The sequence below is a fragment of the Bradyrhizobium sp. Leo170 genome, from assembly GCF_004296405.1.
Taxonomy (GTDB): Bacteria; Pseudomonadota; Alphaproteobacteria; order Rhizobiales; family Xanthobacteraceae; genus Bradyrhizobium.
The window spans coordinates 1-720 of sequence record NZ_PSRR01000819.1 but is presented as its reverse complement, the minus strand read 5'-3'; the positions used below and the strand labels follow the sequence as shown (position 1 = coordinate 720).

1 protein-coding gene is annotated in these 720 nt (G+C 61.4%); it reads right to left on the bottom strand.

Annotation, left to right across the window (positions count from 1 at the left end):
* Window positions 1-82 precede the first annotated feature (82 nt).
* Window positions 83-720: 4'-phosphopantetheinyl transferase family protein (locus CWO89_RS44900; RefSeq protein WP_130584465.1), on the bottom strand; the 638-nt coding region annotated here is incomplete at its 5' end.

Sequence of the window (720 nt, the reverse complement as noted above, 5' to 3'; positions counted from 1 at the left end):
CTGAGACTGCGCCACGTTGCTGGCCTCCATGATTTACCGCCGTGGATTTTCGTCCACGGCGGTATTTTTGTCGGTGCTTCCGTCAGGTGTCAGAAGGGGCGATAAGGTGCCATTGCGCGACAGATCCAAGCGCAGGAGGTACCGCGAGGACCGTTGGGCTTGGTCCTGCATCGACGATGACCTCATTTGGCGGAACTGCGAAACCTAGCCCGGCCGCTTTCAGCAATGCCTCCTTGAGGGTCCAATAGCGGAGAAACAATCGGGACCGGGATATCTCCGACGCTTTCCGCAGAGCAGCTTGTTCTTCGGCGGCCAGGACCAGCTCGCTCATGGAATCCAGATGATCCACTTCGCGTAGGGGTTCGACGTCGACCCCGATGGGCATGCGTGCTGTTGCGACGGCAACGGCGCCCCTGACATGACTGAGGCTGAAGTCGATTTCCTGCGGATCGATGAGAAGGACCGGCTTGCCATTCGCCGACGGTGCAAACCGCAGGGCATTGGGCGGTCGGCCTACTATATGTCCAAGGATCAGACGTGCTCCGGCGTGGGCGGCCAGATAACTGCGCCGATCCTCATGATGCCGGAGTCGCGCCAAGTGGTTCGTTTCCTGCACGTCAAGCAGCGCGGCACTTTGCTCAAGAAGAAGCGCGGTAGGGCCGGGCGTGGCGCCTTCCTCCGGCGGGGAGACTGCGGCCAGCCAGAACGCGATCTCTCGGG